Source organism: Pseudomonas sp. NPDC079086, from assembly GCF_044542155.1.
Classification (GTDB): Bacteria; Pseudomonadota; Gammaproteobacteria; order Pseudomonadales; family Pseudomonadaceae; genus Aquipseudomonas.
In genome coordinates, this window is sequence record NZ_JBITTY010000003.1 from 269,187 (window position 1) to 295,287 (window position 26,101).

22 protein-coding genes and 1 tRNA gene are annotated in these 26,101 nt (G+C 60.6%); 17 read left to right on the forward strand and 6 right to left on the reverse strand.

Translation table 11 applies throughout. The features are described 5' to 3' along the window. Positions 1–7: 7 nt before the first annotated feature. The 3 genes from mobA to ACIGEK_RS16015 all read left to right on the forward strand — a co-directional run bounded on the left by mobA (position 8) and on the right by ACIGEK_RS16015 (position 1,120). Positions 8–604 (forward strand): molybdenum cofactor guanylyltransferase MobA, encoded by a 597-nt coding sequence (gene mobA, locus ACIGEK_RS16005; RefSeq protein ID WP_397494281.1) that lies wholly within the window; start codon positions 8–10, stop codon positions 602–604. Between the two features lie 76 nt (positions 605–680). Further along, positions 681–902 carry a YgdI/YgdR family lipoprotein gene (locus tag ACIGEK_RS16010; RefSeq protein ID WP_304862847.1) on the forward strand — a complete coding sequence of 74 codons (222 nt, stop codon included), beginning with the start codon at positions 681–683 and terminating at the stop codon, positions 900–902. Between the two features lie 141 nt (positions 903–1,043). Then, a tRNA-Pro gene (locus ACIGEK_RS16015) sits at positions 1,044–1,120 on the forward strand. Positions 1,121–1,173: 53 nt separating this feature from the next. Here ACIGEK_RS16015 and ACIGEK_RS16020 read toward each other — a convergent pair. Genes ACIGEK_RS16020 through ACIGEK_RS16030 form a run of 3 tightly spaced genes read right to left on the reverse strand, consistent with a single transcriptional unit; the run spans position 1,174 to position 3,551 of the window. After that, positions 1,174–2,058, reverse strand: a complete 885-nt coding sequence (locus ACIGEK_RS16020; RefSeq protein WP_397494282.1) for a chemotaxis protein CheV — start codon at positions 2,056–2,058, stop codon at positions 1,174–1,176. Positions 2,059–2,097: 39 nt separating this feature from the next. Beyond that, complete coding sequence (locus tag ACIGEK_RS16025; RefSeq protein ID WP_397494283.1) at positions 2,098–2,346, reverse strand: glutaredoxin family protein; 249 nt, start codon at positions 2,344–2,346, stop codon at positions 2,098–2,100. Between the two features lie 50 nt (positions 2,347–2,396). Beyond that, complete coding sequence (locus ACIGEK_RS16030) at positions 2,397–3,551, reverse strand: DUF5610 domain-containing protein (RefSeq protein WP_397494284.1); 1,155 nt, start codon at positions 3,549–3,551, stop codon at positions 2,397–2,399. A 259-nt stretch (positions 3,552–3,810) separates the two neighbouring features. On the opposite strand from ACIGEK_RS16030, the gene ACIGEK_RS16035 reads away from it, so the two are divergent. Then, complete coding sequence (locus tag ACIGEK_RS16035) at positions 3,811–5,076, forward strand: OprD family porin (RefSeq protein WP_397494285.1); 1,266 nt, start codon at positions 3,811–3,813, stop codon at positions 5,074–5,076. Between the two features lie 66 nt (positions 5,077–5,142). On the opposite strand, the gene ACIGEK_RS16040 is transcribed toward ACIGEK_RS16035, so the two are convergent. Next, entirely contained in the window at positions 5,143–6,351 is a 1,209-nt protein-coding gene (locus ACIGEK_RS16040; RefSeq protein ID WP_397494286.1) for an ammonium transporter, read from the reverse strand. 376 nt (positions 6,352–6,727) lie between these two features. Here ACIGEK_RS16040 and ACIGEK_RS16045 point away from each other — a divergent pair, with 376 nt between their 5' ends. The 8 genes from ACIGEK_RS16045 to ACIGEK_RS16080 all read left to right on the forward strand — a co-directional run bounded on the left by ACIGEK_RS16045 (position 6,728) and on the right by ACIGEK_RS16080 (position 15,544). Then, the gene (locus ACIGEK_RS16045; RefSeq protein ID WP_397494287.1) at positions 6,728–7,045 is read left to right on the forward strand and encodes a YqjD family protein; all 318 of its coding nucleotides are present in this window, start codon (positions 6,728–6,730) and stop codon (positions 7,043–7,045) included. 11 nt (positions 7,046–7,056) lie between these two features. Further along, positions 7,057–7,440, forward strand: a complete 384-nt coding sequence (locus ACIGEK_RS16050; RefSeq protein WP_397494288.1) for a phage holin family protein — start codon at positions 7,057–7,059, stop codon at positions 7,438–7,440. Beyond that, a complete protein-coding gene (locus ACIGEK_RS16055) occupies positions 7,437–7,793 on the forward strand; it encodes a hypothetical protein (protein ID WP_397494289.1) in 357 nt (118 codons plus the stop codon). The genes ACIGEK_RS16050 and ACIGEK_RS16055 overlap by 4 nt, the downstream gene beginning before the upstream one ends. Before the next feature lie 75 nt (positions 7,794–7,868). Then, positions 7,869–9,032 carry an EAL domain-containing protein gene (locus ACIGEK_RS16060; protein WP_397494290.1) on the forward strand — a complete coding sequence of 388 codons (1,164 nt, stop codon included), beginning with the start codon at positions 7,869–7,871 and terminating at the stop codon, positions 9,030–9,032. Between the two features lie 128 nt (positions 9,033–9,160). After that, complete coding sequence (locus tag ACIGEK_RS16065; RefSeq protein WP_397494291.1) at positions 9,161–9,955, forward strand: substrate-binding periplasmic protein; 795 nt, start codon at positions 9,161–9,163, stop codon at positions 9,953–9,955. A 126-nt stretch (positions 9,956–10,081) separates the two neighbouring features. Continuing rightward, on the forward strand, positions 10,082–11,413 hold the full coding sequence (locus ACIGEK_RS16070; RefSeq protein ID WP_397494292.1) for a deoxyguanosinetriphosphate triphosphohydrolase: 1,332 nt from the start codon (positions 10,082–10,084) through the stop codon (positions 11,411–11,413). 3 nt (positions 11,414–11,416) lie between these two features. Then, complete coding sequence (locus tag ACIGEK_RS16075; RefSeq protein ID WP_397494293.1) at positions 11,417–12,487, forward strand: FUSC family protein; 1,071 nt, start codon at positions 11,417–11,419, stop codon at positions 12,485–12,487. A 99-nt stretch (positions 12,488–12,586) separates the two neighbouring features. Continuing rightward, positions 12,587–15,544 carry an HD domain-containing phosphohydrolase gene (locus ACIGEK_RS16080; protein ID WP_397494294.1) on the forward strand — a complete coding sequence of 986 codons (2,958 nt, stop codon included), beginning with the start codon at positions 12,587–12,589 and terminating at the stop codon, positions 15,542–15,544. A gap of 61 nt (positions 15,545–15,605) precedes the next feature. On the opposite strand, the gene ACIGEK_RS16085 is transcribed toward ACIGEK_RS16080, so the two are convergent. Further along, positions 15,606–15,947 carry a YggL family protein gene (locus ACIGEK_RS16085; protein ID WP_397494295.1) on the reverse strand — a complete coding sequence of 114 codons (342 nt, stop codon included), beginning with the start codon at positions 15,945–15,947 and terminating at the stop codon, positions 15,606–15,608. Between the two features lie 234 nt (positions 15,948–16,181). Here ACIGEK_RS16085 and dacB point away from each other — a divergent pair, with 234 nt between their 5' ends. Next, a complete protein-coding gene (dacB, locus tag ACIGEK_RS16090) occupies positions 16,182–17,618 on the forward strand; it encodes a D-alanyl-D-alanine carboxypeptidase/D-alanyl-D-alanine-endopeptidase (protein ID WP_397494296.1) in 1,437 nt (478 codons plus the stop codon). A gap of 34 nt (positions 17,619–17,652) precedes the next feature. Here dacB and ACIGEK_RS16095 read toward each other — a convergent pair whose 3' ends face one another. Beyond that, positions 17,653–18,126 carry a MarR family winged helix-turn-helix transcriptional regulator gene (locus tag ACIGEK_RS16095; RefSeq protein ID WP_397494297.1) on the reverse strand — a complete coding sequence of 158 codons (474 nt, stop codon included), beginning with the start codon at positions 18,124–18,126 and terminating at the stop codon, positions 17,653–17,655. A 113-nt stretch (positions 18,127–18,239) separates the two neighbouring features. Here ACIGEK_RS16095 and ACIGEK_RS16100 point away from each other — a divergent pair, with 113 nt between their 5' ends. The 4 genes from ACIGEK_RS16100 (at position 18,240) to ACIGEK_RS16115 (ending at position 25,909) form a co-directional block, all read left to right on the forward strand. After that, positions 18,240–20,009 carry an N-acetylglutaminylglutamine amidotransferase gene (locus ACIGEK_RS16100; protein ID WP_397494298.1) on the forward strand — a complete coding sequence of 590 codons (1,770 nt, stop codon included), beginning with the start codon at positions 18,240–18,242 and terminating at the stop codon, positions 20,007–20,009. A gap of 74 nt (positions 20,010–20,083) precedes the next feature. Next, the gene (gene ngg, locus ACIGEK_RS16105) at positions 20,084–21,823 is read left to right on the forward strand and encodes an N-acetylglutaminylglutamine synthetase (protein ID WP_397494299.1); all 1,740 of its coding nucleotides are present in this window, start codon (positions 20,084–20,086) and stop codon (positions 21,821–21,823) included. 61 nt (positions 21,824–21,884) lie between these two features. Next, positions 21,885–23,075 (forward strand): osmoprotectant NAGGN system M42 family peptidase, encoded by a 1,191-nt coding sequence (locus ACIGEK_RS16110; protein WP_397494300.1) that lies wholly within the window; start codon positions 21,885–21,887, stop codon positions 23,073–23,075. An 80-nt stretch (positions 23,076–23,155) separates the two neighbouring features. Then, a complete protein-coding gene (locus ACIGEK_RS16115) occupies positions 23,156–25,909 on the forward strand; it encodes a 7TM diverse intracellular signaling domain-containing protein (RefSeq protein ID WP_397494301.1) in 2,754 nt (917 codons plus the stop codon). The last annotated feature ends 192 nt before the right edge of the window (positions 25,910–26,101 follow it).

Genomic DNA, 26,101 nt, shown 5'->3' on the forward strand with positions numbered 1-26,101 from the left:
ACTGCGCATGCCCGCTTCTGCCCCCCTACCACGCTGTTCGGTTTTGCTGCTTGCTGGCGGCCGTGGGCAGCGTATGGGCGGTGCCGACAAGGGCCTGCTCGACTGGCAAGGCCGCCCGCTGATTGCCTGGTTGCACGAGCTGGTGCGACCGCTGACCGACGACTTGATAATCTCCTGCAACCGCAACGCCGAGCGTTATGCGCCCTTTGCGGATTGCCTGATTGCAGATGACCCTTCAGGCAAAGGCAGTGGCGATTTCCAGGGCCCGCTGGCGGGCATTCGCGCCGGCCTACGCGTCGCACAGCAAGCTAATCTGTTGATCTTGCCGTGCGATGCGCCGCGACTCGACAGGACGCTGCTGTTCGCGTTGCTAAGCCTGGCCGGTGAGCGCGCAGTTGTGGTGCGCCAAGGCGAGTTTCTTGAACCGCTGTTCAGCGTTATTCCCTGTGCACTGCATGCCGGCCTGGAAAAGGCCTGGCAAGCCGGTGAGCGCAGCCCGCAACGCTGGTTGCGCAGCCTTGACCCATTGACAGTCGAATGCCCGCTCGGTGACCCTCGTCTGGCCAACCTCAACACCCCAGACTTGCTGACGACACACGGATAAATGCTGACAAGGGAACTTGATCGGTAAGTTTTCGTCACATGCAGGGTAAAAACCTCTATCAATCAAGGAGAAACCCATGACTCAGCGGATTATTCCAGCATTGCTGCTTACCTTGGGCCTGGTCGCGCTGACAGGTTGCGCGTCCCCAACAGTAATTACCCTTAATGATGGCCGCGAAATTCAGACCATCGACGAGCCGAATTTTGACGAGGATTCGGGCTTCTACGAGTTTGAACAACTCGATGGCAAACGCGCCAAGGTCAACAAAGATCAAGTACGTACCGTTAAAGAGCTGTAAGCCGATAACCCAGGCGTTGCAACGCACTATTTGCCCAGCGCCTGGGCTCTGATCGATATATTCAAAGCGCTTGGCCAATAGAAAAAATTAAATCCTAACCGCTTGTGCGGTAAGACTTTCTCAGTAAAATCTTGACCCATCCGGAGTGTAGCGCAGCTTGGTAGCGCGTCTCGTTCGGGACGAGAAGGTCGCAGGTTCGAATCCTGTCTCTCCGACCAAAATCCACAAAAAAGCCCGCTTAAACGCGGGCTTTTTTGTGCCTGTGTAAAACCTATTGCAAGCTTTCAAAGGCATGCACCAAGGCCTTGCTCAGGTCGACGGTGGAGAACTTGGTCAGCACGTCATTGGCGCCGACTGCCTTGGCTTTTTCGGTGTTCATGGTGCTGTCGAGCGAGGTGTGCAGCAGCACATAGATCTGGCCGATGTCCGGCTTCTTGCGCAGCGTACGCACCAGGTCGTAGCCGTCCATTTCCGGCATTTCGATATCCGACACCAGCACCTCGATTTGCTCCCCAGCATCAAATTGCTTCTGCAGCAACTCAAGCGCGTCGGCCGCACTGCGTACCATCTGGCAATCCAGCTCCAGCTTGCGCAAGGTAATCATGGTCTGATGCAGCGCGACGTGGGAGTCATCCACCACCAATACGCGACGCCCCTTGAGCAGCGCGCGCTCGCTTTCTGACAACAGCTGTTCGTCCAGCTCCTCAACAATCATCGGCGCAAGTTCGTGCAGGACTTTCTCGATATCGAGAATCTGCACAATCTTGCCGTCGATCTGCGTCACCCCGGTGATAAAAGCTTTGCTGCCGGAACCTGCCGGCGGCGGGCGGACGTCGCGGGTAGAGCACTGCACGATGCGCTCCACGCTTTGCACATGCAGCCCCTGACGCGAGCGACTGAACTCAGTAACAATCAGGCAACCATCTTTGCTGCCGGGGACGCCCTGCTCACCAATGGCCTTGCCCAAGTCGATCACCGTCAGCGCAGAACCGCGCAAAGTAGCCACCCCGCGTACATGGGGGTGACGGCTAGGCAGTTTGGTCAGCGTTGGGCAAGGGATAATTTCCTGGACCTTGAGCAGGTTTATCCCTAACAAGCGGCCGCTGTGCAAACGAAACAGCAGCAGCGACAAGGCGTCACCCAACACGATGCTCATGCGTATGTTTCCTGTAAAAGCGTCATCCCTGCCAACACGTTATCCATGGCTATCACGCAAGAATTCGACGATATGTTCAGCCTCAAACGGCCAGTTCAACTCGGCCCCGGTATCGATGCGGCGCAGTACCGGAATGCGCAGAGCGTAGTCTTCGACCCAGTGTTCATGCTCGGCAATATCGACCAGCTCGACCAACAGGCCGTGCTCGACAAAAGGCATCAGTAAAGCTTCGGCCACCTCGCACAGGTGGCAGCCGAGCGTACCGAATAATTGGCATTCAGGGAGCATCTGCGCACCTCCACTAACTTCTGGAGGTGCAGTTTAGCACTGCCCCAGGCTCAGGCGTCCGTGGACTTGGTGCTGTCTAATGCGGGGTTAAGCAGATTTTGCAGGCCATCGAGCAAACGGCTGTTGAGCTGCTCGGCCTTGTCCAGGCGGCCGCTGTCGAAACGCTCATCCAGCGAGAAGCCGCCTTTGAGCATATCCAGCAGGCTGGTTTTAGCGGTGCCTTCTTCAGCCACCTGATTGGCGCTACGCAGCGCTTCAAGCAAGCCCTGGGCGTAGTCGATCAACGAGCTGTTGACTGCGCTGGCCGCCTGGCCGCCGTCTTGCGCCACAGTGCTGTAGGCATCGGTCGCCTGACGCACAGTGGTTTGGGTCAGACGCAGGGACATAGACGCCAACTGCTCGCCATCCATTTCCAGCGCCATGGCGCGGTCGAAGGCACCGGACAGATCACCGGCATAGAACTTGTTGGAGAGGTCCTGCACCTGGCCGAAGAGTTTTTCCAGCGCTGCGCGCTCTTCGTCATCCAGCTCACCTTCAACGCTGACCTGCCAGGCGCCGATCTGCATGCTGCCGGACTGGCTGCTGGCGACTACCGAGCTGCCGTTGCCATTGCTGCTGGCGACAACGCCGCTCTGCGACCAGTTGGCCGAAGCCTGGGCGATAGAAATACGCAGGCGGTCACCATCACGGGTGGTCACTTCCATATCGAAGGTTTCCGCTTGCGCGGCAAAGCGCTCGCTGTAAGCGGCGATATTGGTTGAACCCTCAACCAGTGCGGCATCCGGATTAAAGCGCTTATTCAGGTCGCTGAAACCGTCCTGAATTTTCTGGTAGGTGTCGTCAATATCGCTCGCCACCTTGCCTTGCAGCACGCCCATACCGTCGAGAATCTTTCGCGCTTCGGCAAAACCCTTTTCCACGCCGCTGCGGGCCTGCTCAAGCAACCCCTTGAGTTTGCTTGGGTCGGCACCAGCCGCTTGTTCGCTTTGCAGGCGCTGCTCGATAAAACTGAGAATACGCCCGGCGACTTTCTCCGGGGTGTAGTCATTAGCCTTGCCGGCCAGCGCCCCAGGCTCCAGCCCGAGACGTTCAGCCAGGCGGTTGGCCAGTGTTGCCTGCGCATCGGCAGCATTACGCACAACCGGCTGAGCAGTAGCGGAGGTAGGACGTGAAGCAGAGGATAAATTTGCGGCCAGGGGGTTCATGGCAAAGTTCCTAGGCGGTGTATCTGACTGGTTGGCGGCCGTACGGGGTAAAACTTTAGTCTAGCTGCGGATAACCCGATCAACGGCACACCACCCACGCTAGAGCGACAGCGGCGACAACAAACCCGCGCCAAGCCTTTTAAGCGTGTACCCGAGCAGACCAAAGTCTAAAGGCTAAGCCCCCACGCCCATGCTCTATTGCGCCTCGCTGTAACAGATCGACTACAAGCCGACCCGCACACACGAGGAGCTAACAATAATGACTCAATCTCCCCTCGCCCGCGCTGTGGCACTCGCCGCAGTGGGCACCTGCCTCACCCTGCCATCGCTGGCCCAGGCAGAATTCATCAAGGACAGCAAAGCCACCGTCGAAGCGCGTAATTTCTACTTCAACCGTGATTTCCGACAGGAAGGCGCTGCGCAGCACAAGCAAGAAGAATGGGCGCAAGGCTTTATCCTGCGCATGGACTCCGGGTACACCGAAGGCACCGTCGGTTTCGGCGCCGATGCCATCGGTATGTTCGGCTTCAAGCTGGACTCCGGTGACGGTACCGCTGGTAGCGGCTTGCTGGTACCAGATCGTTCGTCCGGCGGTTCGCAGGACAATTACTCCGGTCTGGCCGTAGCGGCCAAAGCCAAGATATCCAAAAGCACCCTGCGTATTGGCGGTATGCAGTTCAAGAACCAGGCCATTTCCTCCAGTGACAGCCGTTTGCTGCCACAGGTTTTCCAGGCCGGCCATCTGGTCTCCCAGGAAATCGACGGCCTGACTCTGGACATTGGCCATGTGCGTGAAGTCAACGGCCGTAACTCCAATGACTATGAAGATATCGCCCTGACCACTGGTGGACGTCGCGGCATCACCACTACCGGCGGCGCTACCACCGACTCGTTCAGCTTCTTCGGCGGCAACTACAAAATCACTAAAGATCTAACTGCTGGCTACTACCACTCCGACCTGGAGGACATGTACAAGCAGAACTCTTTCAGCCTGGTGCACGTGCTGCCACTGGCAGACAAGCAGACGCTGAAGACCGATCTGCGTTATGCCCGCTCCACCGACGACAACCGTAGCAACATTGATAACAAAGCCCTGGGCGCTATGGTCACCTACGGCATTGAAGGTCACAGCTTCGGCCTGGGCTACCAAAAGATGAGCGGTGACACCGGCTTTGCCTATATCAATGGCACCGACCCGTTCCTCGTCAACTACGTGCAGATCAGCGACTTTGCCAATAAGGACGAGCAGTCCTGGCAAGCGCGCTATGACTTCAACTTTGCCTCAATCGGCATCCCCGGCCTGACATTCATGACCCGTTACCTGACCGGTGACAATGTTGACCGCGGTGCCGCTGCTTCCGAAGGGAAAGAGTGGGAACGTAACTCTGAGCTGATGTATGTATTCCAGGAAGGCGCCTTGAAGAACCTCGGCGTGCGCTGGCGCAATGCGACTGTGCGCTCGAACTTTGCCAACGACATCGACGAGAACCGCCTGATTGTCAGCTACACCCTGCCGCTGCTGTAACAGCAACTTGGCGGTAACAAAAAAGGCCCGGATATTTTCCGGGCCTTTTTTATGCAAACGCTGCAATTAGTCTTGGCTAACCGCGCCAATCTTATGCACCGAGAGGTCGGCACCGTAATACTCTTCTTCCTGACTCAGGCGAATGCCCACGGTGGCTTTCAGCACGCCGTACACCAGTACGCCGCCAATCAAGGCCACTACCACGCCAAGTGCGGTGCCAACAAACTGGCTGGTCAGGCTTACACCGCCCAGGCCACCCAGTGCCTGTTGGCCGAAGATACCGCAAGCAATACCGCCCCATACGCCGCACAGACCGTGCAGCGGCCATACGCCGAGCACGTCGTCGATCTTCCACTTCACCTGGGTCGCGGTAAATGCCCAGACGAATAGCGCACCGGCAATGGCGCCAGTGACCAGAGCGCCGACCGGATGCATCAAGTCAGAACCGGCACACACCGCCACCAGGCCAGCCAGCGGGCCGTTATGCAGGAAGCCCGGGTCATTACGCCCAACAACCAAGGCCGCCACCGTGCCGCCGACCATCGCCATCAGGGTGTTGACTGCGACCAGACCGCTGACGCTGCCCAAGGTCTGCGCACTCATCACGTTGAAGCCGAACCAGCCGATGATCAGAATCCATGAGCCCAGCGCCAGGAACGGAATATTCGACGGGGCAAAAGCCACCAGACGACCATCGCGATAACGTCCATTGCGGCGCCCCAGCAAAATAACTGCGCCAAAGGCCAGCCAGCCGCCCATCGCGTGTACCACTACCGAACCGGCAAAGTCATGGAAGGCCGCGCCAAACTGCGCTTCCAGCCAGGCCTGCACGCCGTAGTTGCCGTTCCAGATAACCCCCTCGAAGAAGGGGTAGATAAAGGCCACGATCAGCACCGTGGCACACAACTGCGGACCGAACTTGGCGCGCTCGGCGATACCACCAGAAATGATCGCTGGAATGGCCGCAGCAAAGGTCAGCAGAAAGAAGAACTTCACCAAGGCATAGCCGTTGCCTTCCGTCAGCACGCTGGCCGGCTCAAGGAAGGTCACGCCATAAGCGATCCAGTAGCCAACAAAGAAATAGGCCAGGGCCGACACGGCAAAGTCGGAGATGATCTTCGACAAGGCATTAACCTGATTCTTTTGCCGCACCGTGCCTACTTCAAGAAAGGCAAAGCCGGCGTGCATGGCCAGCACCATCACGGCACCGAGCAAGATAAACAGGGTATTGGAGCCGTGAATCAGGGTTTCCACAGCACTGTTGATGTTTTCCATCTGCGAAGAAAACTCCGTCGCGGGAAAAAGCACCAAAGCGGATCACAAACCAATAAATACGCACCATATAGCGGCATTTATCACGAACCACCTAGCCGAAGCAGAGCCTACATAGCACCAAGCCAGTGCTCGCTAAACCTTACTTCGAAGTACTTATTCCATAGTTATTAGTAAGTTATTGATGCACCACGGCGTCCTGGCCAAAACCCTCGCAGCCCCATAAAGGAGCGTATTTGCAAGAGCGCGCACCAGCGCAATGCAAGCGCTGTACCAGCCAATAAGCCAGCAGCATCCGCACGCGCAGAAGAAAAAATGAACCCCTGCGTCGCAGGGGACTCGAACCCCCTACACTGTCCAGTCAGGAAGGAGAGACACCATGGCTCGTAAGACCCCCGTATCGTCCAGCTCGGATCAGTTACTTGACGAATTCCAGGCGTTGGTACGCGACACCGAAAGCCTGCTGCAGCACTCGGCCAGCCTCGCAGGCGAGCAAGCCGAAGAGCTGCGCGAGCAGATCCGCGGCAGCTTGGGCCGCGCACGCAGCACCCTGCATAACGCCGAAGACGCTCTGCATGCACGCGGTAAAGCAGCGCTAGATGCCACCGAAGGTTATGTGCAGACTCATCCTTGGCAAACCATCGGCATTGCTGCCGCTATTGGCCTGCTCCTGGGTATGCTGATTACCCGCCGTTAAAGAGAAGATTAATGGATGCAACACCGCCTACCCCACCAAGTCGCGGCAGCTCGCCACGGCGATTTGGCAGCGCCTTGCTGGGGTTATTGCAGGGCCATATCGCGCTATTTGGCGAAGAGCTCAAAGAGCAGCAAAGCCATACCCTTAGCCTGCTGGTACTCACCAGCCTAAGCCTGCTGTTCGGCCTGCTGCTGATCATCGGCCTGTCTGCCGCGCTACTGATTGCCTTCTGGGAGACACACCGCCTGCTGGTTATCAGCGCCCTTTGCGCCTTCTATGCATTGGGACTGCTGAGCGCCTTGATCATGCTGTTGCAGCGTGTACGCAATGCCCCTACGCCCTTCAGCGCCAGCCTTGAAGAACTAGCCCGCGACCGTGAGCAACTGCTGCCATGACTATGCCCGAGTTACCCGCCAAGGCCTCGCGCCGCGAGCTGCGCAAAACCATGCTGCGCATGCGTCTGGAAATGCACCGCCAGGAACTGCGCCATGAAACCCTGGTAATGCTGCAGCCATTGCGCCAGGCCCAATACTGGCGCAACCACTGGCGTGAAGAGCTGGGCAACAGTAACGCACCAATTTGGGTCGCGGGTAGCGCACTGCTGCTGGCCACCCTCGGCATCCGCCGTGGCCACTGGCGACGCTGGCTGCGCATCGCCCTGATCGCCTTCCCGCTGCTGCGGCGCAATCCGCCGCGACGCCCGGACACATCGGCAGACACGACTAAAGATACCCACACAGGGGATTAAGCTGGCCACGATCTTGCTTAGTCACCTGGCTACGTCGCCCACCGGGGCGTCTTTGCCTGGCTAAGGAACTGCGCAGTGTTCAACGGTCATCCGCTTGCTGTTTTCCAACCCTTTATCGATACCGCCACCGGACGCATTGCCGGTGTCGAAGCATTGGCGCGCCTGCGCAGCGCTGATGGCCGGCTGCACTCGGCAGGCCCGCTATTCAGTGACCCGAAAACCCCGCCTACTGCCCTGCGCCGCCTCGACCGTGAAGTGCGCGAACAAGCCCTGACTCGCTTTCATGAAGCCCCGCAGGACTGGTTTCTCAGCCTGAATATCTCGCCACGCTGGATCAGCCGACTGCGCCCCGAACAAGCCTTGCCCAGCCTCAAACAACTGCAACGCAGCGGCATCGACCCCGCACGCATCGTCTTTGAAATCACCGAACTGGGCGGCGCCAGCGCGCGCCTGCCCGGCGTAGTGGAGCGCTATCGAGAGGCTGGCGCACGCATCGCCATCGACGACTTTGGCGCCGGCTACTCGCAGCTAGACCGCGTACTGGCCTTGCAACCGGACATCCTGAAACTGGACATGCGCCTGTTTCAGCAGGCCGCCCGTGGCGGGCCAAGCAGTGAAGTGGTCAAAGCCCTCGCGCAAATGGCAGAGAAGACCGGTTGCTGGATCATTGCCGAAGGCGTGGAAACCGAAGCGGAGCTGGACTTCGCCCTGGAGTGCGGCGCGCGCTATGTGCAGGGTTATTTGTTTGCCAAACCCGAAGAGGCTTTCTTCAACAGCAACGCCTTCGTCAAACGTTTTGCCCAACTGCGCGACCACTATGTGCAGCAAAAACTCGCCGAGCGCGCACGCCTGATGACCCTGCGCCAGCAGCTGGGCGAACTGATGAACAGCTTCAAGGCCTGGATCGAAGACGGCGCGCAGCCCGATCAACTGCCGCAACCGCACGCCTCACCTTGGCTGCTGCGCATCTTTCAATGCGACCGTCACGGCACCCAACTAACCGCCAATCTGGAATGGCGCGAACATGCCTGGCACAGCGATGCGCGTTACGTCGGCCATAACTGGTCATGGCGACCGTACTTCTACCAACTACTGGCAGAAGGCTGGGAAGAACGCCGGCTGATTCTCTCCAGCACCTACCGCGACGCCACCACCAACCAGTACTGCTTGACCGCCGGACAATTTATCGACAACGGCAAACGGCTGCTGCTGATCGATATCGACGCTGCAGGCTTCTGAGGCTTACAAGAATGTTCCACGGCATTGACTAATACCCCAGCACGGCCACAATCAAGAAAGGACAGGCAACGTAGAGTGCAGCCCATTGAGGCTGCCGGGTGTTCCACCACCCACGGCGACAAAGCATCATGCAAGTGGCCATCTCCAGCTTACTGCTTGTACTCATACTGCTGCCCCAGACGCTCAAGGCCGGGGGCCCATCCGTTCTGCGCCTGTGCTACCAGCTGCAGGATCACCCGCCGTTCACCTTCCCCGCAAACAACGCACAAGCGCCTGGCCCCGGTATTCTGCTGGAGCTTATTCAGGCGGCCGCAGAGCAGACCGAGCTGACCATCGACTGGCAACGCCAGCCCTGGAAACGGTGCATCCTTGCCCTGCAAAAAGGCGAAGTGGATGGCATCTTCCCGGCCATCTGGCAGGCAGAACGCGACACCTGGGGCCAGTTCCCCGGCCGTGACCCGCAACGTGGCCAGCCAGTGCAGCGAGAGTATCGGCTCTGGCAGGTCGACTACCCGATTGCCACTCGCCGCGGCGGCCACCTGACCTGGGATGGCCAACGCTTCGCCAACCTCAAGTACGGCCTGAGCTCGCCGCTGGGTTATCTCACCCGCCAACGTTTGACCGATCTTGGCGCCCTTAACAGCCTTTCACTGCAACCCGACAAAGCCCTGCTGCTGGTGGCCAGCGGGCGCCTGGATGGCTTTGTGATCGAACGCAATATCAGCCGGGCACTGATCGCCGAATTGCAGCTGCAAGAACAGCTGCAGTTTCTCCCGCGACCCTTGCTCCAAGCGGACTGGCACCTACCGCTGTCACAACCGTTCTACCAACGCCACCCGCAGCTAGCCATGCGTTTCTGGCAAACCCTTGGCCAACAACGCGAAATGCGTGAAGCCGAGTTGCTTCAGCGTTATATGCCCTAGGTAACGACAGCAAAAGAGCCGGCTTCATCCGGCTATAAATCACTCACCTGCCTGCGGCGCGCCTTGCATCATCGGCATAGAACCCCGAAGCTAGCCGGCAAAGCCAGGTAACGGCGAGGATCTACCTTGGATTGGCAAACCCTGCTCAACCGTGAACGACTCGGCAAGCCGACGCACAGCGTCGCCGAACTGGGCCGCACCCCGTTCCACAAAGACCATGACCGCATCATTTTCTCTGGCGCGTTTCGCCGCCTAGGACGCAAGACCCAGGTGCACCCGGTGTCGAGCAACGACCATATCCACACCCGCCTGACCCATTCGCTGGAAGTCAGCTGCGTGGGCCGCTCCCTGGGTATGCGCGTCGGCGAGATGATTCGCGATGTCCTGCCGGCCTGGTGCGAGCCAAGCGATTTAGGCATGGTCGTGCAGTCCGCCTGCCTGGCCCACGACATCGGCAACCCGCCCTTTGGTCACTCCGGTGAAGACGCCATTCGCCACTGGTTTCAGCAGGCTGCCGGGCGCGGCTGGCTGGATTCGATGAGCGCGGCCGAGCGCGGCGATTTCCTTAGCTTCGAGGGCAATGCCCAGGGCTTTCGGGTACTCACCCAGTTGGAATACCACCAGTTCGACGGTGGCACCCGGCTGACCTACGCCACGCTGGGCACCTACCTCAAGTACCCCTGGACCGCCCGCCACGCCGAAGCCCTGGGTTACAAGAAACACAAATTTGGCTGCTACCAGAGCGAGCTGCCGCTGCTTGAGCAGATCGCCAGCAAACTCGGCCTGCCGCAGCTGGAGGAACAACGCTGGGCGCGTCACCCGCTGGTCTACCTGATGGAAGCGGCAGACGACATCTGCTACGGCCTGATCGACCTGGAAGACGGCTTGGAAATGGAGCTGCTCGAATACAGCGAGGTTGAAGCGCTGCTGCTCGACCTGGTCGGCGATGACCTGCCGGAAACCTATCGCCAGCTCGGCCCGGACGACTCCAAGCGGCGCAAGCTGGCGATCCTGCGCGGCAAAGCCATCGAACACCTGACCAATGCCGCCGCTGAAGCCTTTGTCGAGCAGCAGGATGCCCTGCTCGTCGGCACCTTGCAGGGCGACCTGGTTGAGCATATGCACGGCACCGCCAAACGTTGCGTGCAAAGCGCCAAGGACATGGCTCGGCAGAAGATCTTCCAGGACAAGCGCAAGACCCTGCACGAGATTGGCGCCTACACCACCCTGGAAATTCTGCTGAATGCCTTTTGCGGCGCGGCGCTGGAGCAACATGGCGGGCGCACACCATCCTTCAAGAACCGGCGTATTCTCGACCTGCTGGGCAATAATGCACCCGACCCCAACTGGCCGCTGTACCGCTCATTCCTGCGCATGATCGATTTTATCGCCGGTATGACCGACAGCTACGCTACTGAAATGGCCCGCGAGATGACGGGCCGTTCAAGCCCGGTATAAGCCATGAATAGCCTACTGCGACAAACCTTCAGCTGGCATGCCGGCCCACCCGCCTGGGGCCCGGCAATGGTCGCCGGTTTTGGCTGCGCGCTGCCGTTGCTGCTCGGGCTGTTCAGCGCTCATCCGGGGTTTCTCTGGGCCTCGGCAGGTGCCTTCCAGGCGGCCCAGGCCAACCCACTGCACCGCCTGGGCATGCTGCGCATGTTGATGCTCTGCGGCCTGGGCGCCTGCAGCGCGGGACTGGGCTTCTGGTCAGCCAGCCATCCCTACGCCAGTTTGCTGGTCTTCGCCGCGTTCGGTTTCCTGCTCGCCTGGTTGCAGCGCTTCGGCAGCGAAGCCGGCAAGCTGGGCATCGGTTTGGCTATCTGCCTGTGCCTGGGCCAAGGCCAGCAAGGCCTGGGCTCGCTGAACAACCCCTACGCCATCGCCATGCTGTTTATCCTCGGCGGGCTCTGGGTGATGCTGCTGGCCTTCGGCCTGCGCGGCATGCATGGCCTGCGCATGTGGCCGTACATGCCGCGCTTTATCAGCATCTTCAAGGTGCTCAGGCGCCACGCCAAGCGTCTGCCACAACAGAAGTGGCGCCTGCATGCGCTGGGCTGCACCCTGGCGTCCGCCCTCTCCGGGCTTATCGTCAACCTGGCCGAGTTACACCGCGGCTACTGGCTAACGCTAACCGTGGTCACCACCTTGCAGCTGGATTTTCAAGGCAGCCTGGTACGCGCGGTGCAATCAATCCTCGCCAGCCTGGGCGCAGCCGGGCTGCTGATTCTGCTCGGGCACAGCATGCAAAATCCGGCACTGATGGTCGCCACATTACTACCGCTGATCGCCCTTAGCCGTGCCCTGCAGGCCAACCATTACGGCCTGTTTGTGCTACAGACCACGGTGTGCTTTGTGTTGCTGGCCGAAAGCCTGGCGCATGACTGGCAACTGCCGCAGGTGCGCCTGTTCAACAGCCTGATCGGCGTAGCCCTGGCCTTGCTGGTGGCGCTACTGGTGTATGGCCTGGAGCGCTGGTTGAAACATCGACACAATCTGCAACAAGCCAAGCACAGCACAGGCCCAACTTAGAGCAGTTGAAGCGCAAAAAACCTGCATCCGCACAGCGGCAAAGCGCATAAGCCTCCACTATGCTTTGCGCTTGACCAAGGCATACAAGGACATGCGCGGATGCAGCAGACAGTAAAGTCCAGGGAACGCCGTTTTCCGCTCCATATCCATATCAGTGTGCTATTCACCCTACTGCTGCTAGGTTCAGGGGTGGTGCTGGGGTACTTCAACTACCAACAGACCAGCAACATCATCCTCAGCAGCAGCGATCAGCTGTTCAGCCAGATGCGCAAGGAAGTTCAGGCGGATCTGCGCAATACCTACCAACCCATTCGTAACATGATCAACCTGCTGGCGCGCAACGAGCAGGTCAACGGCCGTGACCGCCATGAACGCATGATCATGCTGCCGATTTTCAGCCAGGCGCTGCGCGACAACCCCAAGCTGGCGTCGATCTATGTCGGCTATGGCGATGGCAGTTTCTTTATGGTGCGGCCGCTGCGCAGCGAAAAATTGCGGCAGATCTTCTTCGCCCCCGCAGGCGCGGCGTATCAGGTGTGGAGCATCGACCGCATCAGCGAACAACGCCTGGATTCCGAATACCTGTTCTTCGACGCACAGCTGCAGCCGATCAGTCGCCGGCAGAACCTCAAGGAAACCTACGACCCACGCAGACGCCCCTGGTACAACAGCGCATTACAGAGCCAGGAGCACTTCACTACCGCGCCCTACGCCTTCTTCTCCACCGGAGAAATCGGCACCACAATTGCCCGAAAAAGCAGCGAAACCACAGTGGTGGGCGCCGACCTGACCCTCGATGACCTCTCCGCCACCCTCGCCGAACACCGCCTGACGCCCTCCACCGAAGTGGTGCTGTACAGCCCCGATGGCAGTGCGGTGGCCTATCCAGACAGTTCACGCCTGATAATTCCTGGGGCAACGCTGCAACTGGCACAGGTCAAGGATCTCAGTCCGGTGCTTGCCGACTTTCTCAGCCTCGGGCTCAACGAAGATCGTCAGGGCGCCGTACACCTGAATAAACAGCGCTGGCAAATCTCCTACAGCCAGTTCAGCGAGGGCGGCCCGCAAGGGCTGCGCCTAGCCCTGCTAGCGCCAGAAAGCGAGCTACTGGCCGATGCCTACCGCATCCGTTGGCAGGGCGCAGTACTGACCCTGGGCATCCTGCTGCTATGCATCCCGATTGGCTGGCTGCTCTCCAATATTCTGGTCAAACCGCTGCGCATCCTCGTCGGTGAGGCCGAAGCTATCCGCAGTTTCAACTTTGATTACCCGGCCAGCGGACGCTCCTTCGTCAAGGAAGTCGATCAGCTTGCGGTGTCGATGGGGCGAATGAAGGAAACCATCTCCAGCTTCCTCGACATTGCCGCCACGCTATCGGCGGAAACCCGCTTCGATGCCCTGCTGCGCCGGGTACTGCGCGAAACCGTCGACCTTAGTGAAGCCAGCGGCGGCCTGCTCTATTTACGCGACAGCAGCAGCGGCCACCTTGAGCCACACGGCCTGTTTATTAACGAACTGCAGCACAATCTGGAAGAACACCGCATCCCCAGCTTCGACCCGAACGATCCCGCCCTGCCCGACTGGCTGGCGCAAACGGCAGCAGGCGGCCCCAGCGTCACCGTGTCGCTGGGCTTCGAGCATGCGCAGGGTTTCCAGAGTTTGCTGCACACCCTCGACAGTCCACGCGCGCACCTGGTCTGCACCGGCTTGCATAACCGCCAGGGCCAGACACTGGGGGTGCTGGTGCTACTGCACCGCGACACCGGTGATGAAGCCGAACTGGCCATGCTGCGCCCCGAACGCATTGCCTATGTCGAAGCGGTTTCCGGCGTGGCGGCGCTGTGCATCGAGAGCCAGCGCCTGCTCGATCAACAGAAGAAGCTGCTCGACGCCTTTATCCAGCTGATCGCCGGCGCCATCGACGCCAAGAGCCCTTACACCGGTGGCCACTGCCAGCGCGTGCCGGAAATCACCCTTATGCTCGCCCGCGCCGCGGCTGCAAGCGAGGAGGCCGCGTTCAGCGATTACCAACCCAGTGAAGAAGAATGGGAAGCCCTGCATATCGCCGCCTGGCTGCATGACTGCGGCAAGGTCACCGTGCCCGAGTATGTGGTGGATAAAGCCACCAAGCTGGAAACCATCTGCGACCGCATCCATGAAGTGCGCATGCGCTTTGAGGTGCTCAAGCGCGATGCCTGGATCAGTTACTGGGAACATCTCAGCCAGGGCGGCGACGCCGCTAATCTCAGCCAGGCGCGCGATGAACTGCTCGCGACTCTGGATGATGAATTTGCCTTTATCGCCCGCTGCAACCTGGGCGGCGAGGCGATGGCCGAAGCCGATCTGCAGCGCCTGCGCAGCATTGCCGCGCGCACCTGGACGCGCACCCTGGATGATCGACTGGGCGTGTCATGGGAAGAGAACCTGCGTCAGTCGCGTACCCCGGCGCAGCCACTGCCGGTGCAGGAAGCGCTGCTCAGTGACAAAGCCGAACACCTGATCGAACGCCCTGAAAACGAGCTGATCGCCGAGGACAATCCTTGGGGCTTCAAGCTGGAAGTGCCGCACTACAAACACAATCGCGGCGAGGTCTATAACCTCAGCATTAGCCGCGGCACCCTGACCAACGAAGAGCGCTTTATCATCAACGGCCATATGGTGCAGACCATCCGCATGCTCAGCCACCTGCCCTTCCCCGCACACCTGACCAGCGTCGCCGAGATTGCCGGCGGCCACCATGAAAAGATGGACGGTACCGGCTACCCGAAACGCCTGAAACGCGAGGACATGAGCCTGCCGGCCAGAATGATGGCGATTGCCGATATCTTCGAAGCGCTGACCGCGGTGGATCGCCCCTACAAAAAGGGCAAGCTGCTGTCCGAATCACTCAATATCATGGCCGGCATGTGCAAAGGCGCACACATCGACCCCGAGTTGTTTGGGCTGTTCGTGCGGGAAAAGATCTACCTCAGCTACGCCGAACGCTTTCTACGCCGCGAGCAGATTGACCAGGTTGATAACGATGTGCTGCTGGCCAAGGCTGGCCTGAGCGAATAACGAGGACGTACAGAAGGGAAAAGCAACAGGGCATGCGCGATGCATGCCCTGCTCACAAGCTTTAGGCCTGATTGATCGAGTTGTCTGGGTACCAGACGTCGATCAGCGGGCTGGCGGTGAAATCCACCAGCTCGTCACGGCCTTTCAGCCAGGCTTCAACGGCAGCACGCTGCTCTTCGTTGACCGAGCCACGCTTGGACAGGCACACCAGACCGAAGTCATCGCCGCCGACATAGCCCAGGCCGTTAACGGTCATGGCGTCACGCAGGAACTGCTCAAGAAAGCTGTCGATGGCCTCATCGGCCAGGTCTTGCTTGAAGTTCAGGTTCAGCTCAAAACCCAGCTCCTGGAATTCATCCACGCAGAGTTTTTTGCGCAGACGGCGGGAACGGTTAGTAGCCATGGAACAATCCTCAAAAGTGATATCGCGCGGCACTCTAGCAGTTTCGTGGCCTGCGCGCCCGCCTGGAAGACGACAGGTCGCTCGATTGCCCGCAGAAAAGCCCGGCTGATGGTATTTACGGCCACTCAGCCGGCCCTGTATTGGGGCATAATTGCCAACATCTTCTCAATCCGCGATGGAACCTCTTTACATGCCTCGCGTCACCTTTGTCCCTCAGCTGGAGGGGAGTCGCCCATGATCAAAACCCTGCGTCATCTGGCCATCGCCGGCCTACTGCTGCCTGTTTGCCTGCCACTGGCAGCCGCCACGAACGGTTTATCAAACAAGGTTCAGCAATCGCTGAAAGCCAACAAGATCAGCAGCCAATCGCTGTCCGTGGTCACAGTGCCGCTCAATGGCCCTGGCAACAGCACCTTCTTCAATGCCGACATATCCGTAAACCCGGCCTCCACCATGAAGCTGGTCACCACCTACGCAGCGCTTGAACTGCTTGGCCCGACCCACCAGTGGAAAACAGAATTCTTCACCGACGGCCAGCTGAAGAACGGCGTGCTTAACGGCAACCTGTACCTCAAGGGCGGCGGCGACCCCAAGCTGAACATGGAAAAGCTCTGGCTGATGATGCGCGACCTGCGGGCCAACGGCGTGCTGCAGGTAACTGGCGACCTGGTGCTCGACCGTAGCCACTTCGTACAGCCACAGTTGCCCAGCTTCAATGACGATGGCGGTGACTCCAACAAGCCGTTCCTGGTGACCCCCGACTCGTTGCTGGTCAACCTCAAGGCCCTGCGTTTTATCGCCCGGACCGAGGGCGGCAAGGTGTATATCGCCGCCGAGCCGCCGATTGCCGATATCCGCATCGATAACCGTGTCAAAGCCCTACCAGCAGCCAAATGCCCAAGCTGGCCGGATGTGCGCTACAACCCGGTAACCGAGTTCGACGGCACCACGGTGATTGTCAGCGGCAAGCTTGCCGAGGGCTGCAGCTCGCAGACCTACCTGTCACTGCTTGACCACCCGAGCTACGCCGCCGGCGCCATCCGCGCCATCTGGCAGGAGCTGGGCGGCAGCATCATGGGTAAAGATCGCCTCGCCCCAGTCCCGGAGAATGCTCGCCTGCTGGCCCGCGCCTACTCGCCGGACCTGACCGAGATCATCCGCGACATCAACAAATACAGTAACAACACCATGGCCCGGCAGCTGTTCCTCAGCCTTGGCGCGCAGTTTCGCAACTCCGCCGACCAGGACGATAGCAAGGCCGCACAACGGGTCATCCGCAGCTGGCTAGCGCGTAAAGGCATTACCGCGCCGCACCTGGTGATGGAGAACGGCTCTGGGTTATCTCGCGCCGAACGCGTCAGTGCGCGGGAAATGGCAGCGCTGCTGCAAGCGGCCTGGAAGAGCCCTTACGCCGCCGAATTTATGGCTTCGCTGCCATTGGTGGCGATGGACGGCACCATGCGCAAACGCCTGCACCGCACGCCGCTGGTGGGCGAGGCGCGAATCAAGACCGGTACGCTGAACAATGTTCGCGCCATCGCCGGCTTCAGCCGCGACAGCAACGGCAACAGCTGGGCCGTGGTCGCCATCCTCAACGACCCACGCCCGTGGGGCGCCTCGTCGATTCTCGATCAGGTGCTGCTGGATCTGTACAAACAGCCCAAACGCTAAGCCTGCAGTGCCGCGCCGGCCTGGCGCGGCATGTTTACTCCATCTCCCCACACAGCTGCGCCGCGCGTAACAACGCGGCGGTCAGGCTGTGACGCTCCCACTCATCAAGCCCGGCAAAGCGCTCGACGAACTCCGGCGGCAGCAGGCTCGGCGCTTGTTGCAGCAACGCACGACCCGACTCGCTAAGCAGCAACCACTGACGGCGCCGATCTTGGTCATCGCGTTGACGTTGCAGCAGGCCCTTTTCCTCCAACCTGTCGAGCATGCCCGACAGGGTCGCGGCCGTGAGGCTGACACGGCCGCTGAGGTCACTGGCCGTCAGACGCGGCTCTCCCGCCAGCACCTGCAGAATCATCAATTGCATCGGCGTCAGCCCACCAAAGCGACCGAGACGCTTGGCATGCACTTCACCCGCCTGCTGCAGGCGCCGCAAGGCCTGAAACAGCGGTAGCTCGAAGGCCGAAACAGATGACAAATCTATTTCAGTAGAAACCTTTTTATCAGCCATATACGCCTTTTAATTCGATATAAAACTTTGACATGAAAGCATTATTTTGTTTTCGTGTAAAAGGTTCGGCAGCGCCGAACCACTCCCCAACGGCAATACCGGTAAGGAAAACTATGTGCGGAATAGCTGGAGAACTACGCTTTGATCAACGACCAGCCGACATGGCTGCAGTCGAGCGGATCACCCATCACTTAGCCCCACGCGGCCCAGACGCGCATGGCTTTCACAGCCAAGGGCCACTTGCCCTTGGCCATCGCCGGCTGAAGATCATGGATCTCGCCGAAGCCTCAGGCCAACCGATGATCGACAGCGATCTGGGCCTGTCCATGGTATTCAACGGCGCCATCTACAACTACCCAGAACTGCGTGAAGAGCTGAAAGCCCTGGGCTATCACTTCTTCTCAGGCGGCGACACAGAAGTGCTGCTCAAGGGCTACCACGCCTGGGGCACCGATCTGCTGCCCAAGCTCAATGGCATGTTCGCCTTCGCCATCTGGGAACGGGATAGCCAGCAACTGTTCATCGCCCGCGACCGCCTCGGGGTCAAGCCGCTGTATTTGTCACGCACGGCTGAACGCCTGCGTTTTGCCTCCAGCCTGCCGGCGCTGATGGCCGGTGGCGATATCGGCAAGACCCTCGACCCCGTCGCCCTTAACCACTACCTGAATTTCCACGCTGTGGTGCCCGCGCCGCGCACCCTGCTGGCTGGCGTAGAAAAACTTCCGCCCGCAAGCTGGATGCGCATCGACGCCCAGGGCAACTGCGAGCAGCAGACCTGGTGGAACCTAACATTCGGCCCGCAGCGCGAGGAAATCGCCTTCGGCCTGGATGAATGGCAAGAGCGCGTACTCGACGGCATGCGCGAGGCGGTATCGATCCGCCAGCGCGCCGCCGTGGATGTCGGCGTGCTGCTTTCCGGCGGCGTCGACTCGAGCATGCTGGTTGGCCTGCTGCGTGAAGCCGGGGTGGAAAACCTATCGACCTTCTCCATCGGCTTTCAGGATGCCGGCGGCGAGCGCGGCGACGAGTTCCAGTACTCCGACCTGATCGCCGAGCACTTCGCCACCCGTCACCATCAGCTGCGTATTGGCGAACACGAGATTCTCGAACAGTTGCCCGCCGCCTTCCGCGCCATGAGCGAGCCGATGGTCAGCCACGACTGCATCGCCTTCTACCTGCTGTCACGCGAGGTGGCCAAGCATTGCAAGGTTGTGCAGAGCGGCCAGGGCGCCGATGAACTGTTCGCCGGTTACCACTGGTACCCGCAGGTGGACGCCGCCGAGGATGCCTTCAGCGCTTACCGCGCGGCGTTCTTCGACCGCGATTACGACGAGTACGCTGCCTGTGTGCAGCCTGAGTGGTTGACCGGCGACATGGCCGGCGACTTTGTCCGTGAACATTTCGCTCAGCCCGGCGCCGTGGCCGCAGTGGACAAGGCGCTGCGCCTGGACAGCACGGTGATGCTGGTCGATGACCCGGTCAAACGGGTCGACAACATGACCATGGCCTGGGGCCTTGAGGCGCGCACGCCGTTCCTCGACTACCGCCTGGCCGAGCTCTCGGCGCGCATCCCGGGGCGCTTCAAACTGCCGGATGGCGGCAAGCATGTGCTCAAAGAAGCCGCACGCCAGGTGATCCCCAGCGCCGTGATAGACCGGCCCAAGGGTTACTTCCCGGTGCCTGGCCTCAAGCACCTGGAGGGCGCAACCCTGGGCTGGGTGCGTGACCTGCTGCTCGACCCCAGCCAGGATCGTGGCCTGTTCAACCCGGCCATGCTTGATCGCCTGCTGAGTGACCCGCACGGTCAGCTGACCCCCTTGCGCGGCTCGAAGCTGTGGCAATTGGCAGCGCTGAATCTCTGGTTGAACGAACACAGCCTGTAGAGCGCCGCGGTGGTTGGGCACAGACGCAGCCACCGCAGCATCCGCAACCTGCTCACGGCAAAGGAAAACCGCCAATGCGTGCCACTGCCTTTAATCAACGCCTACTGCGCGGCCAAGCGCCCTCCTATGAGCGCTTGCAAGCGCGCCTGGCCGAGGACCACAACGCCCCGCCCAGCCAACCGCAAGCCGTGCATTGCGGCTGGGGCCGCCTGTTGCTCGGCCACACCTACCCGGACCCTGCCGCCTTGGCCAGCGACCTGCTAACCGAGCAGGCCGGCGAGCGTGATATCGCCCTGTATGTCGCCGCACCGCATCAGGTGTTGGCGCAAGCGCCGCAGCAGCTGTTCCTCGACCCCTCCGACACCCTGCGCCTGTGGTTTACCGACTACCGCCCGGCGCGCCGTGGCTTTCGCGGTTACCGGGTGCGCCGCGCGCAGAATGCCGAGGACTGGCAGGCAATCAACACCCTGTATCAACTGCGCGGCATGTTGCCGATCGACCCTGAAAAACTCACCCCACGCCACCTGGGCGGACCGGTGTATTGGCTGGCCGAGGATGAAGACAGCGGCGCAGTGATTGGCAGCGTTATGGGCCTCAATCACCACAAGGCCTATCAAGACCCAGATCACGGCAGCAGCCTGTGGTGCCTGGCGGTCGACCCACGCTGCAGCCGGCCTGGCGTCGGCGAAGTACTGGTGCGCCACCTGGTTGAACACTTTATGAGCCGCGGCCTGAGCCACCTCGACCTGTCCGTGCTGCATGACAACGGCCAGGCCAAAGGGCTTTACGCCAAGCTGGGCTTTCGTGAACTGCAGACGTTCAGCATCAAGCGCAAAAACGGCATCAATGAAGCGCTGTTCATCGGTCCCGGCCCGCATACACCGATGAACCCTTATGCGCGAATCATCGTCGATGAAGCGCTGCGCCGCGGTATCGAAGTGCAGGTCGACGATGCCGACGCTGGCCTGTTCACCTTGAACCATGGCGGACGGCGCATCCGCTGCCGGGAATCACTGAGCGACTTGACCAGCGCCGTGAGCATGACCCTCTGCCAGGATAAGCGCCTGACCCACCGCGCCTTGGCCCGCGCCGGCTTGCACCTGCCAGCCCAGCGCCTGGCCGGTAGCGCAGAGGACAACGCCGCATTTCTTGCCGAGCACGGCAGCCTGGTGGTCAAACCGGTGGATGGCGAACAAGGCCAGGGCGTGGCGGTGGACCTGCGCACCCCGCTGGATGTGCAGGATGCCATTGAGCGCGCCAGCGCCTTCGACAGCCGCGTCTTGCTGGAAAGTTTTCACCCAGGCTTCGACCTGCGCATTCTGGTGATTGGCTTTGCCGTAGTCGCCGCTGCCATTCGCCGCCCAGCGGAAGTGATCGGCGATGGCCAGCACAGCATCGGCGAGCTGATCGACGCACAGAGCCGTCGCCGGCAGGCTGCCACCGAGGGCGAGAGCCGCATCCCCAAAGACGCCGAAACCCTGCGCACCTTGCATGCCGCAGGCGTCGACTACGACAGCGTGCTACCAGCCGGGCAGCGCCTGGCCGTGCGCAAGACCGCCAATCTGCACACCGGCGGCAGCCTGGAAGACGTCACCGACATCCTCCACCCGGTACTGGCCGATGCCGCAGTAAAAGCCGCCCGCGCTCTGGACATCCCGGTGGTTGGCCTCGACCTGCTGGTACCCGCCGCTGATCAGCCCAAGTACGTGTTTATCGAAGCCAACGAGCGCGCAGGCCTGGCCAACCACCAGCCGCAACCCACGGCAGAGCGCTTTATCGACCTGCTATTTCCCTTGAGCCAGCCACCCAGCTAACCCATTCCCCAGCCCCTCTCCGGCTGCGGCAGAGGGGCGCAATCGCCGTAGAGGAGACTCCATGCAACAACTCCCAGAGCCCGACCTCGTCTATCTGCAGAAGGTGCTGCTGGAAATGCTCGCCATTCCCAGCCCCACCGGCTTTACCGACACCATCGTGCGTTACGTCGCCGAGCGCCTGGAGGAGATCGGCATTCCCTTCGAGATGACCCGGCGCGGTACCATTCGCGGCACCCTCAAAGGCAAGCAAAGCAGCCCGGATCGCGCGGTCTCGGCGCACCTGGACACCATCGGCGCGATCGTCCGCGAACTGCAGGACAACGGCCGCCTGGGCCTAGCTGCAGTGGGCTGCTGGTCGAGCCGTTTTGCCGAAGGCAGCCGCGTCAGCGTGTTTACCGACCAGGGCGTGATTCGCGGCAGCGTGTTGCCGCTGATGGCCTCGGGGCATGCCTTCAACACCGCAGTAGACCAACTGCCGATCAGCTGGGACCACGTCGAGTTGCGCCTGGACGCCTACTGCAGCACCCGTGCCGACTGTGAGTCGCTGGGCATCTCGGTGGGTGATTTCGTCGCCTTCGATCCGCTGCCGGAGTTCACCGAAAGTGGCCATATCAGCGCACGCCACTTGGATGACAAAGCCGGCGTCGCCGCTCTGCTCACCGCACTCAAGGCCATTAAGGAAAGTGGCATCGAGCCGGAAATCGACTGCCACCCGCTGTTCACTATCACCGAGGAAGTCGGCTCCGGAGCTGCCGCAGCACTGCCCTGGGATGTCAGCGAGTTCGTCGGCATCGACATCGCCCCAGTCGCACCGGGCCAGCAATCGAGCGAGCACACCGTCAGCGTGGCGATGCAGGACTCCGGCGGCCCTTATGACTATCACCTGTCGCGCCAGCTGTTGCGTCTGGCCAGCGAAAATGAAATTCCGGTGCGCCGCGACCTGTTTCGCTATTACCACAGCGATGCACAATCGGCCGTCACCGCCGGCCACGATATCCGCACCGCCCTGCTGGCCTTCGGCTGCGATGCCACCCACGGCTATGAACGCACCCATATCGACAGCCTCAACTCCCTCAGCCGCCTACTCGCCGCCTACCTGCTCAGCCCACCGGTATTTGCCAGTGACGCCCAGCCGGCGCAGGGCTCGCTAGAGCGCTTCAGCCATCAACTGGAGCATGACGCGCAGATGGAAAGTGATACCCGCGTGCCTACTGTCGACAGCCTGTTGCGCCCACGCGATCAGGACGCTTGAAGGGCCGCGCGCATCCGGGCAAAGTGACGGCATGACGCGGGCCTCAATCAGGCCTCTAATAAGAATAATGAGGTCGTTGAATGCCTCGGATATGCCTAGCGGTACTGCTGTTCTGGCTGTGCGGGCCGGCCTGGGCGTTGCTGCCTGCCAACCTGGACAGCGCAGACCTGCGCCTGTCGCTAGGCTCATCCATGGCGTACCTGGAAGACCCGCAAGGCGAGCTGAACGTCGAGCAAGTCGGCGCCCTGGCTGATGAACGCTTTACCCCCGTCTTGGGCGAGCACGCCAACCTCGGCAAGAATGATTCGGTCTGGTGGTTCAAGTTACGACTGAACAACAGCCTGGCGCAGAACCTGGCCGGCTACCTGGAGGTCAACTACCCCCTACTCGATCACCTGCAGGTATTTCTGACCAGCGCTGATGGCCAGTGGCAGATGCAGGAAAGCGGCGACCGCTATGCCTTCTCCCAGCGCCCGGTACAGGTGCGCAACTTCTGGTTTCCACTTGAACTGACACCTGGTGAAAGCACGCTCCTGATACGGGTAAAGACCACCAGCACAATCTTTATGCCGCTGTTCTTCAGCACCTACCAGGCCAGCGCCGCCGCCCAGGAAAACCTCATGGGTTTCAATGGCGCGTTCTACGGCGTGCTGTTTGCGATGTTCTGCTACAACCTGTTTCTGTTTATCTCACTGCGCGAATCCGCCTACCTCTGGTACCTGGCCTATAACCTCAACGTCGGCCTGCTGGCGGCCTGCTTCGACGGCATGCTGTTCAAGCTGCTACCCGAGCACGTTGTGTTCCAGTCGGTGAGCATCTACATCCTGATGTACTTGCACTGCCTGACGGCCATTCAGTTCAGCCGTCACTTCCTCCACGCGCCACAGTACTTTCCGCGACTGGATACCGGCCTGCGCCTATTAATGCTGGCCTGCGCCGGCTGCCTGTTGTCGGTACCGTTAATCGGCTTCAACGCATGGAATATCCTCGCCAGCGTCACCGTGTCACTGGTGTCGCTGACCCTGCTGCTCACCGGTCTGTATATCTGGCGCCGCGGTGTACGTTACGGCTCCTACTACACCCTGGCGTGGGCCATTTTGCTATTCGCCTTTATCCAGGCCACCACCGGCTCACTGGGCGTGGAGGTCTTTGGGGTATTCGGCGCCACGGCCGTGAAGATTGGCGTGACCATCGAGCTGATCACCTTGTCCATCGGCCTGGCAGACCGCATCAACCTGCTCAAGGAAGAAGGCTTCCAGTCGCGCCGCGCCGCTGAGCAGGCGGAAATCGAAAACCTGGCCAAGAGCCGCTTTCTGGCCAAGATGAGCCACGAGATCCGCACCCCACTCAACGGCGTGCTGGGCATGCTGCAATTACTCAAGGAGACCCCGCTGGACCGCAGTCAGCGTTTTTATGTCGACACCATTTCCAGCTCTGGCAGCTCGCTGATGGCGGTTATCAACGACATCCTCGACTACGCGCGCATCGAATCCGGCAAGCTCAGCCTGGAACATATCGAGTTCGATCTGGAAGAACTGATTTCCGACACCCTCAGCCTGTTCACCGGACAAGCCCTGGACAAGCGCCTGCGCCTCTACGTCAGCCTGGAAAGTGGTGTACCACGCCGCGCCCAGGGCGACCCAACGCGGCTCAAGCAGGTACTGATGAACCTGCTCAGCAATGCTCTGAAATTCACCGCCGAAGGCCACGTGGCACTGAATGTCTGCCGGCGCAATGATTCTCAGGGCAAGCCACATCTGGTGTTCGCCATCAGCGACAGCGGTATCGGCATCAGTGACAAGGCACTGACTCAGCTATTCGAATCCTTCGCCCAAGGCGACTCCAGCACCACCCGCCGTTACGGCGGCAGCGGCCTGGGTCTGGCAATTAGCAAAGAACTGGTAGAAATGATGGGTGGGCGTATCGAAGTACAGAGCACGCCAGGCCAGGGCACGCGCTTCGCCTTCGACATTCCGCAAGGCGATGACGCCCTACCGGCTGACCCGCTGCACGAACTGCTCAAGGGCCGCACCGCCCTGCTCACCTCCCTCGACGGCCTCGGCCTGGACGCTTTGAGCCGCCTCCTCGGACGCTGGGGCATGCGCACCGAACGCTGCCAGAATCCGGAAACCCTGCTCGGCTACCTGGAGGATTTTGCCGCCCCACCGCTGCTGGTGCTGATGGCGCCCTGGCCGGGCAGTATTCAGCACTGGCTGGACTCACTGCGCCCGCTGCTGCAACCAGGGCAGCGCGTGCTGCTGCTCTGTGCGCCAGAGCAATGTCAGCAACTGCCCAACTCCAATGGGCTGCGCCTGCTCGGCCTGCCGCAACCGCTGGCAATCAATGCGCTGCGCAGCGCGCTGCTGGAGCTCTATGAAGAGCCGCGCGCAGTGGAAATCAAGCCGCTACCGAAAACCCACAGCGACACCGGCAATGCGCCCTGCATCCTGGTGGCTGAAGACAACCCGGTGAATCAGTTAGTGGTGCAGGGTTTTCTGAAAAAGCGCGGCTACAACGTGCGCCTCGTGACCAATGGCCTGGCCGCGCTCAATGAATACCAACGCGACCCGAATGCCACGCAACTGATCCTGATGGACTGCGAAATGCCAGAGATGGATGGCTTCGAAGCTACCCGGCAGATCCGCCGTCTCGAGCGACAGTACAACCTGCCGGCAGTGCCGATCATCGCCCTGACCGCACATATTCTCGATGAACACCGCCAGCACGGTGCGGACTCTGGAATGAATGACTTCCTCGGTAAACCGCTGGACAGCGCCAAGCTGTACAGCACCCTGGAAGCCTATCTGCAGCCGGCCGAACCGCCTGCGCAGTAACGGCACGGCAAACATAGTCAGCCAGGGCTGCGCACGTTAGCAGGCCGTTGAAAAATGTAGGCGAGGCAGGCAAGACAAGGCAAAAACGGTCGAGGAAGCGGAGTGTACGAGTTGTACATGAGCATTCCGACGCCGTTTTTAACGCAGTATTGCCAACGTAGGTAATTTTTCAACGGCCTGCTAGCATCCGCG